9 protein-coding genes are annotated in these 9,285 nt (G+C 38.4%); 5 read left to right on the top strand and 4 right to left on the bottom strand.

Annotated features, from left to right (window positions below):
* Positions 1–9: 9 nt before the first annotated feature.
* Positions 10–468: a division/cell wall cluster transcriptional repressor MraZ gene (gene mraZ, locus PS1M3_RS02730; RefSeq protein ID WP_006792136.1), complete on the bottom strand. Its 459-nt coding sequence runs from the start codon at positions 466–468 to the stop codon at positions 10–12.
* A gap of 498 nt (positions 469–966) precedes the next feature.
* Between mraZ and PS1M3_RS02725 the strand changes: the two genes are divergently transcribed.
* From PS1M3_RS02725 to PS1M3_RS02715, 3 genes are read left to right on the top strand one after another with little or no spacing between them, the layout of a single operon-like run.
* Positions 967–1,305 carry a hypothetical protein gene (locus PS1M3_RS02725; protein ID WP_006792135.1) on the top strand — a complete coding sequence of 113 codons (339 nt, stop codon included), beginning with the start codon at positions 967–969 and terminating at the stop codon, positions 1,303–1,305.
* 6 nt (positions 1,306–1,311) lie between these two features.
* Positions 1,312–1,767, top strand: coding sequence for a hypothetical protein (locus PS1M3_RS02720; RefSeq protein WP_008126785.1), 456 nt, complete (start codon positions 1,312–1,314; stop codon positions 1,765–1,767).
* Position 1,768: 1 nt separating this feature from the next.
* Entirely contained in the window at positions 1,769–2,011 is a 243-nt protein-coding gene (locus PS1M3_RS02715) for a hypothetical protein (protein ID WP_203986155.1), read from the top strand.
* An 8-nt stretch (positions 2,012–2,019) separates the two neighbouring features.
* On the opposite strand, the gene PS1M3_RS02710 is transcribed toward PS1M3_RS02715, so the two are convergent.
* Positions 2,020–2,991 carry a glutathione S-transferase family protein gene (locus PS1M3_RS02710; RefSeq protein ID WP_008126784.1) on the bottom strand — a complete coding sequence of 324 codons (972 nt, stop codon included), beginning with the start codon at positions 2,989–2,991 and terminating at the stop codon, positions 2,020–2,022.
* 17 nt (positions 2,992–3,008) lie between these two features.
* Positions 3,009–3,854: a pirin family protein gene (locus PS1M3_RS02705; protein WP_203986152.1), complete on the bottom strand. Its 846-nt coding sequence runs from the start codon at positions 3,852–3,854 to the stop codon at positions 3,009–3,011.
* Between the two features lie 275 nt (positions 3,855–4,129).
* On the opposite strand from PS1M3_RS02705, the gene PS1M3_RS02700 reads away from it, so the two are divergent.
* Both PS1M3_RS02700 and PS1M3_RS02695 read left to right on the top strand, forming a co-directional pair.
* Positions 4,130–7,141 (top strand): EAL domain-containing protein, encoded by a 3,012-nt coding sequence (locus tag PS1M3_RS02700; RefSeq protein WP_203986150.1) that lies wholly within the window; start codon positions 4,130–4,132, stop codon positions 7,139–7,141.
* A 129-nt stretch (positions 7,142–7,270) separates the two neighbouring features.
* On the top strand, positions 7,271–8,155 hold the full coding sequence (locus PS1M3_RS02695) for a LysR family transcriptional regulator (protein WP_058429143.1): 885 nt from the start codon (positions 7,271–7,273) through the stop codon (positions 8,153–8,155).
* A 7-nt stretch (positions 8,156–8,162) separates the two neighbouring features.
* Here PS1M3_RS02695 and PS1M3_RS02690 read toward each other — a convergent pair whose 3' ends face one another.
* Positions 8,163–9,116 carry a YihY/virulence factor BrkB family protein gene (locus PS1M3_RS02690; RefSeq protein ID WP_008130339.1) on the bottom strand — a complete coding sequence of 318 codons (954 nt, stop codon included), beginning with the start codon at positions 9,114–9,116 and terminating at the stop codon, positions 8,163–8,165.
* Positions 9,117–9,285 lie beyond the last annotated feature (169 nt).

Genomic DNA, 9,285 nt, shown 5'->3' with positions numbered 1-9,285 from the left:
TTTGTGCCGTTAAAGTGTAAAGTTATCTAAATCTGAATTAGGCTCAAAATCACCTAGCCTCTCAAGCTCAGTGTCTTGGCGCATTTGCTCGTTCCAACGCGCTTCATCCCAGATTTCAAATTTATTCATTAACCCAACTAGCATTATTTTTTTACCAAGGTCTGCATGCGCACGTAACGACGGCGCTAACAAAATCCGACCATTTTTATCAAGTTGATACTCTGTCGCATTGCCTAACAACATGCGTTGCATTCGACGGGCGCGTGGATTCATATTGGAAATCTTAGCTAAACGACTTTCTATTTCTTGCCATTCAGCCAATGGATACAACCACAAGCAGGGCTCATTTAACGCGACGGTACAAATCACTGTTCCCTGATCTTCAGATAGCAGCGATTCTCGGTACTTGGTCGGCACCGCAAAACGTCCTTTATCATCCAAACTCAGTGAACTCGCGCCACGGAACATAATTAGCCTGCTTTAAATTATTTTAATCAGCTATTAATCTATGCTGATCCAGTTTGATCCACTAAAAACCACTTTTTACCACAGTGCTCCAGTTTAGGGCTTGACAAGCCTTTTTGTCAAGTAAGCTGACCTCCTTTAACGAGTCTCTAAGCTAGAAAAAATAAGGGTTCAGGCGAAGCGGTTGAATTACGTGGGAAAAAGTGGAGATACAAACAAAAAAATATTTTTATCCATTTTAATAACTTTTTGTTTACATGGTTTGATTACTGAATAAACAGTGAATAATTACAATTTTTTAGCGGGTTTTACTCACTTTGTAATTTTTACTTAGATCGGCAGTAAGAGTTACTACATCGTTTTTATTATATATTCAAAATGCTTCACCAACAAAATACAATAACAAATAAAATCAACATCTTATGTAAACATCACAGTCTGGTTTAATTGTTGCTTCAGTTAATGCACTACTTAAATACTTTTACTCATTAAGGATTGATTATGGCTACTGCTACGACGACTAAACAAAATACGACTACAGATATTAAGTCTGACACTAAAGCACAAACGACTGATGCCCCACTGACAGAAAAAGCAACATCAGCTGCTCACGATGCTGTTGATGCACTGTCTACAAAAGCAGCAACAGCTGAAAGTAGTGTGAGAAAAGGTGCATCTAGTTCTGCTGAGGCACTTAGCGAAAAGCAATTGATTGCTCGCGAAAAGCTAGGCGAGTGCACAGCTAAAACACGTGCCTTCGCATCTGAAAATCCTTTAGCTACAGCAGGGATTGCATTTGCAGCGGGTATGTTAATTACGTCATTGTTCCGTCGTAAGTAAAACCTGATGGAAAATTTCCACTCGAGCACAACCAAGGATGGTAAAGCGCAAAACCAAACGACTGATCAACAGTATCAAAAGGACGATTGGCAAGATCATATTGCAAAACTCTTAACGTATTCAAAACAGCTCAAGGATGATTATCATACTCAAGGAAAGATCACCCACCAGCTTGCAAAGGCTGAATGGCGCTTATCGTTAAGATCGCTTGCATTGATCTCTATATTTTTAGGCTGTTTTGCCAGTGGTTTGGTTTTGTTGTGGGCGGGCGTATTAGGTGCAGCAGGTTATGCGATATACGACCTATTTGGTTCTGTGTGGGTAAGTATTGCAACCGTTACACTATTACAGGTCGCATGCTTATTTTGGCTATGGAAAAGCGTTGCGTATTTAAGCAACAAAATAGGTTTTAGCAAAACCCTTAAAAGCATTAAACAATTATTAAACTTACAAGGACATTAATATGTTAGTTGATATGTTGATTAAAAACCCTGGTGCAAACGTAAAAGCACTGACTAAACAAATGGATTTACAAAGCGAGCTTAAGCGACAACACCAAGCCGCGTTCGTATACCGATTAAAGCGTTTTGCAGCCAGTAAAGTAGGCTTAAGCAGCGCATTTATAGCTGGCGTTGCCGTTCAATCCGGTAAAAGTGAAACCAGCCTCATAAGAAAATACGGCTGGCTAATTAGGTTAATTGGTTAGCTGGTTAACTATGCCCTGCCATGTGCTTGCAAATAATTTATTTCTGGCCCTTTTGGTACAATCTGGGTGGGATTAATCATAGTGTGGCTAAAATAGTAATGCCGCTTGATATGATAGAAATCAACCGTATTTGCAACTCCCTCAACTTGGTACAAATCCCTTAAGTATCCACTCAACGAAGGGTAACTCTCAATTGTGCGCAAATTGCATTTAAAATGCCCTACATACACACAATCGAACCTAATTAACGTTGTAAATAAGCGCCAATCTGCTTCCGTAATTTTGTCACCCGCAAGGTAGCGTTTTTTACTCAGTATTTTTTCAACTTTGTCTAGAGCTGTAAACACATCGTCGAATGCTTGTTCGTACGCGTGCGTTGTTGTTGCAAATCCAGCTCGGTAAACACCGTTATTAATATTTGGATAAACTAACGCATTAAGTTCATCGATTTCACTACGAAGTGATTCAGGGTAGTAATCGTCTTTATTACCTGTTATTTCATTAAACGTACTATTAAACATGCGTATTATATCGGCAGATTCATTACTAACTATCTTGTTTTGTTTTTTGTCCCACAAGACAGGAACAGTTACTCGTCCTGAGTAATTAGAATTATTTTTAGTATAAACTTGGTGTAAGTAATCACTAGCAAATAAGGCATCACCCGTGCTGTGGTTATTTTGATCAAACTCCCAGCCATTAGCCAACATGTCAGGGCTTACAATCGATACAGAAATAAGTTCATCAAGCTTTTTTAACGTACGGAAAATAAGTGTGCGGTGTGCCCAAGGGCACGCTAACGAAACATATAAATGATAACGCCCAGCCTCAGCTTTAAAACCACCTTCGCCAGTTTCACCTGCGCTACCGTCTGACGTGATCCAATTTCGTAATTGCGCGGCCTCACGCTCAAACTTTCCGTCGCTTGAATCTGTGTCATACCATTTATCTTGCCATTGACCATTAACAAGTAATCCCATTATTTGCTCCTCAAAAATTAAATAAGTGTGCCAAATTGACCATTTTGGTAATCATGAACGGCTTGCTGTATTTCGGCTTGTGTTGTCATAACAAATGGCCCCATGTGTGCAATGGGTTGCTTGAGCGGATTACCCGCTAAAATTAATACACCTGCACCATGTTGCGTTGCTATATCAATATCGCTACCTTGCTCTAAAATTAGTAACTTACCCGCCTTGAATGTTTGATTATCTGGCGCGATAAGGGATCCCGAATGTATGTAAAGCATCACATTTTGTTGTTTTAAAGGAGCAAGCTTTAGCTGCTTACCAGCAGGTAAAGTTACATCGGCTAAAGCGGCATTTGCAGAGAGCTTTTGAATACTTGATGTTAATTCAACTGCCTCAAATTGCCATGAACCAGCAAGGGCAGTTAATGTAACACCGCTTTCATTTTTAAAGGTTGGAGCTGGGCTTTGCGTTGTATCTTGATAAATGGGATCGCGCATTTTTTCTTTGCTTGGCATATTGATCCAAATTTGAAAACCATGGAGTCCGTCTTTGGCATCAGGCAGAGGCATTTCGCTGTGGATCACTCCATTGCCTGTACTCATCCATTGCACATCGCCTGCTCTGATCGCTTTTTTATTACCCATTTGATCTTTGTGCTCAAATCCTCCTTTAATAATATAAGTAAACGTTTCCATACCTCGGTGCGGATGCGCAGGAAAACCGCCCATATAATCAGCCTCGTTATCTGACTTGAGCTCATCGATCATTAAAAACGGGTCAAGGTATTTACCATCGAATCCAGGGATACGGCTTATATTGACACCGTCACCATCTTGAGTTGCATAAGATGTTAATATTTTTGCTATATTCATTTTTTAAATCACTATCTGAAATATTATCTATACTTATTTAAGCACTGATAAAACCAAACAACCATGTCTTTATATCGCGCTAACCATTCGTTTTTTTAGAATGATTTGATAGTAAAATATTTTTTCATAACAACTTATAAAATATGGTTTTTTTATATTTTATTGACTACAATCACCATTAAATTTACTCAAAAAAGGGACAGAGTATTTTAACCTCATCGCTCAAAAGTCAATTTTATAGGTTACTAATCATTATTAGTATCCCGGGCATTCTTGTGACATTTTTAGCCCTATGGGCAGAACGTGAGGCTGCGATTGAAAAAAGCGAAGAAAAAGTCGTTAATATTGCTAAGCATTTAACCCACCAACAAACAGCAATGATTGGAGAAACTGAGCAACTCACTCGGTTTTTAGCAAACACAATTGCTGCAAAACCTAAACTTCCGGACACGTGCCCTGGCTATTTTTACCAAATACAAGAGCTCTACACAAACGTTGCCAATATTGGTGTAGTTGATGACAAAGGAAACTTAATTTGTGTAACCAATGGCATAGTAAAAAATGTGTCTATTAGTGATAGGCAATACTTTAAAAATGCCATAGCAAATAAAAGCTTTTCAATTGGGTATTTTCAATACGACAGAAGCATTCAAGCACCCAGTGTTAACTTTGCTCACCCTATTATTGATAAGCAAGAGCAATTAAAGGGCGTTGTTGTTACAGTGATTGCACTTGACTGGTGGAGTGCAGCTTTAGACAAAGCCGAATTCCCAATTGGTTCGAACGCTGTTATTGCTGATTCTAATGGCCTTGTACTGGCAAGTTACCCAAACTCATTGCTACCTTTAGGGGAAAAAATTAACAACAAACACTTTTTACATAGCGATAGCTCATTGGCTATGTTTAAAGACGATAACAACGTCAATCAAATCTTTCACCGAGCAACTATTTATAATGACATTAATAACAATAATTTAGAAATTTACATCACATCGCCCACTGATAAATATATTAATCGAGCAAATAAACACTTTTTAGAAACTATTATTTTATTTTTTAGCGCTATTTTAATTATTGCTTTTATTGGCCACCATTTAATTAAAAAAAGTATTTTTTACCCTATTGAAAAACTCTCCCAAGCAACCGACCTATTAGCACAAGGCAATATGCCCGCTCATAAAATAAAACCTAATAGTCCTGAATTATCAGCTTTGTATACGCGCTTTGAAGCCATGGCTGAAACACGTTTGCAAACAGAAGCCGATTTAAAAAACAAACACGACGAGTTGACAGGGTTACTAAATGCCCTCCCCGATATGTACCTTAGATTCAACAATACGGGTACTATACTTAACGTTAGCGGCACCATTATCCCGCTATTCGCCGCAAGCAGTAAACTGCCTGAAAACTTATTAGACATATTACCAGAAGGTATCACTGAACAAATTTTGAGTGAAGCATCCAACCGCGAAGACGTCATCACTTTTGATTTTAAAATCAGTACAGGTGTGGCGGATCACTATTTTGAGGCGAACATAAATCATCTTGAAAAAAGTGATGAGCTAATACTTGTGCTTCGTGATATTAGCCAACGCAAAGTAAATGAAGACTCGCTTCACTTAGCGTCTCTTGTTTATGGTAACAGTAGCGAAAGTATGGCAATTACAGATGCCAACGGTATTATTTTTGATGTAAATCCTGCCTTTTGTGAAACAACACAATATTCTAAAGACGAAGTAATTGGCCACTCTACCCGCATACTTTCTTCAGGTGAGCACTCAAAAGAGTTTTATGAAAAAATTTGGGCATCAATAAATGCCACTGGTCGCTGGCAAGGCGAAATTATAAACCGTAAAAAAAATGGGGTACTATTTACTGAGTGGCTAAATATAGACACTGTTTACGATGAAAATAACAAACCTGCACGCCGAATAGCTATCTTTACTGATTTAACTGAAAAAATACAAGCAAATAAAACCATTTGGCGACAAGCTCACTTCGATCATTTGACCGATTTACCAAATCGATTAGAGCTTAAAATACGACTAAATAAACAGTTTTCTAATTCAAATAATGAAAGCTTTGTAGTGATGCTTTTAGATATTGATCATTTTAAAGATATTAATGATACTTTAGGCCACCACTATGGAGACAACCTATTAAAAGTGGTGTCGCAGCGTATTGTAAATTCAGCTAAAAATGCCAAATTTGTTGCGCGTATTGGTGGTGATGAATTTGTTATTGTTTTTAATCATATTAAAAGTACTCGCCATATAAACCAGATTGCTAGCAATATTTTACAAAGCTTATCGTCTGCGATACATGTTGAAAATGAAGAAGTATTTATAAGTGCCAGCATGGGTATAGCCTGTGCGCCCGAAGATGGTGAAAATACCGAGCAGCTATTAAAAGCAGCCGATCAGGCAATGTATAAGGCTAAAAATAATGGCCGTAATGGCTTTGAATTTTTCTCTCGTGATATGAGAGAGCAAGCACAAGCTCGTATGTTATTACTCAAAGACTTACGCTGTGCAATAGAATATAACCAGTTCGAATTATTTTATCAGCCTATAGTGTCGCTAAACGGTTTACATATACACAAGGCTGAAGGCTTAATACGCTGGCAACATCCACAAAAAGGGTTAATAAGCCCTATTGCGTTTATTCCTCTTGCTGAAGAAACAAGGCAAATTAATGCCATTGGCCAATTTGTATTTTCCCAAGCAATAGAAACACTCACCGATATAAAAAAATTTACTGATGACGATTTTCAAATAAGTGTAAACGTCTCCCCTGTACAATTATCTACTGCTAATAGTGGTATTGATGATTGGTATGCCATGCTTGATGCCGCTAAAATTTCCCCCTCTTCTATTGTTGCTGAAATAACAGAAGGCTTAATGGTTAACCCTGAGGAACTGACGCAAAAGCGCCTCAAGCAAATTGTGAAATCAGGGATGCAACTGGCGCTTGACGATTTTGGTACAGGCTACTCATCGCTTGCCTACTTGCAGGAAATGGATACTGACTACTTAAAGATTGATAAACGCTTTGTTGATAATATTCAAGCTGATAGCCAAGAACTATCGTTGTGTGAAGCAATAATTGTAATGGCTCACCAGCTTGGTTTAAAAGTAATAGCAGAAGGCATTGAAACACCATTACAATACCAGCTACTAACTGAGGCTGGTTGTGATTATGGGCAAGGTTACTTATTTTCCAAGCCTTTAAATAAAAGCGATTTTATGGATCTTATTGCTGAGAAAAAGGTAATTCTTTCAAAGTAAACTTACCGTGATTAATGAATTTTGTTAGGGCTGGGTTAAAACATAAATTAATCTATTTCTGTTATGCAATTAAAAATGCGTCTATACGGTCAAGTCCAAGAAGCAAATAAATTTCTAACAGGATTTCAAATGGCAAAACCCACATTAGATCAATGGCGGATGTTTAAAGCCGTGGTAGAACATGGTGGTTTTGCTGGCGCCAGTGCCGCGGTATTTAAAAGCCAGTCAACGGTTCATCATGCAGTGCAAAAACTCGAAGCCGCTTTGCAAATAAAACTACTTGAGGTGAAAGGCCGTAAAGCGTTTTTAACGGAAAGTGGAAAACTTATATTACGCCGTGCAGAGTTTTTAATTGAAGAAGCGAATAAAATAGAATCTGTTGCAAATACACTAAGTGAAGGAGTGGAAAGTACATTAAAAATAGCAGTTGATGAAGTATTCCCTCAGCCCATTTTGTATCAAGCACTTGCTAAAACAAGTGAGCTTTATCCATTACTAAAAATCGATTTGATCGAAAGCGTGCTAACCGGCGCCAATGAATTACTTAACAATGCGGTGGTTGATTTAGCTATTTCATCAGTTCCTATTTATGGCATTAGTTGTAGCAAATTAACTGATGTTGAATTTATTGCCGTAGCGCATAAAAATCACCCACTTAACAAATATGAAGAACAATTAAGCTTTCGAGATTTAAAACAACATCGACAAATTGTAGTGCGCGATTCTGCAACACACACTAACCAAGACGAAGGTTGGTTAGGCGCAGATATGCGCTGGACCGTTAGCCACTTACGTAATTCAATTGATATGGTGAGCCAAAATCTAGGTTACGCGTGGCTTCCGTTTGATCAAGTCACTCATCTTATTAATGATCATACACTCAAGGTACTAAACCTTGAGCAAGGCATTACGCGTCCTCTTAACTTATATTTAATGTGTAACGATGTTGATAGATTAGGCCCTGCAGCACAAGAATTTAAAGATCAACTTACAGCAATAATTGCAGCAGAGTAACGATTGATTAATCGTTTTTGATACCCAGGTGATCAGCAACATACGCGCCGCGTTCACCTAGCTCTTTCTCTGGTCCAATTGTGCTGTCTTTTGCCGTTTGCTGCTCTGTTTCTGCGTTAATAACGGCTCCCATGGTGACGATGTACGCGCTTATATATAACCACATTAGCATGATGACCACCCCACCCAAGGATCCATAAGTTTCGTTATAACTTGAAAAGCGCGATACATAAAATGAAAAGCCAATAGATGCTATAATCCAAAATACGGTTGCAATAGCAGAGCCGAGCGTTATCCAACGCCATTTAGCCGCTTTTCTATGCGGTGCGTAACGGTATAAAAGCACCAATGCAAAGTTAAACGTAAGGGCTAGTATTGGCCACGACACGACCTTAATTAACAAATCAATACTGTCTTTGAGACCTACTAAATTTAGTACTATAGGCAAAATACCTATAATCAATAGCGCAAAAATAGCGACTAAAATAGCACCTACCGAAAACATAAAACGAACAAACTGCGCCCTCAAGAAAGAACGTTTTTCATATTCATGATAACTTATGTTGCAGGCTGTAATTAATGCTTGGCTTCCCTTAGAGCTACTCCAAATAGTGAGTAATAACGTGCCTAACGCCCCTAAAGTTAGCCGCGCCTGAGAGCTTTGCGTGAGCTCTGAAATTTGCGATAAAATCAGTTCACGCGAACTATTTGGTATTAAGGTTGTAAACTGCCTAAGGTGCTCACTGATCTCTGCAGGTGAAGCAAAATAAGCGTATATAGAAACCAAAGCAGCAATAGCTGGAAAAATAGCAAGTAACGCATAAAATGCCACTCCGGCAGAAACCAAAGATAAATTGTCTTTGCTCATGCGCGCAAAAATACGCTTAGCAATATCCCACCAGCCCTTAATTGGAATATGTGCTGGTTGCTCTGCATGTTGACCTCTTTTTGGCTTTTTCATACTTAATCTCACTATAGTTAGTACTTTAATGAAGCAAAATAACTGCCAACTTAAAAAAGGTGTTTGGTATTAAACTTGCTGTTAAAGTAAAAGTAACTAAACACGGAAGAAACCCAATGCCTACAATAGCATCAGACGTACCATCAGCTGCCAGTACCCCCTCATTGAA

Source organism: Pseudoalteromonas sp. PS1M3 (assembly GCF_016865405.1).
Classification (GTDB): domain Bacteria; phylum Pseudomonadota; class Gammaproteobacteria; order Enterobacterales; family Alteromonadaceae; genus Pseudoalteromonas; species Pseudoalteromonas marina.
The sequence above is the reverse complement of the archived record's forward strand: the minus strand, read 5'-3'. Positions and strand labels throughout refer to the sequence as shown.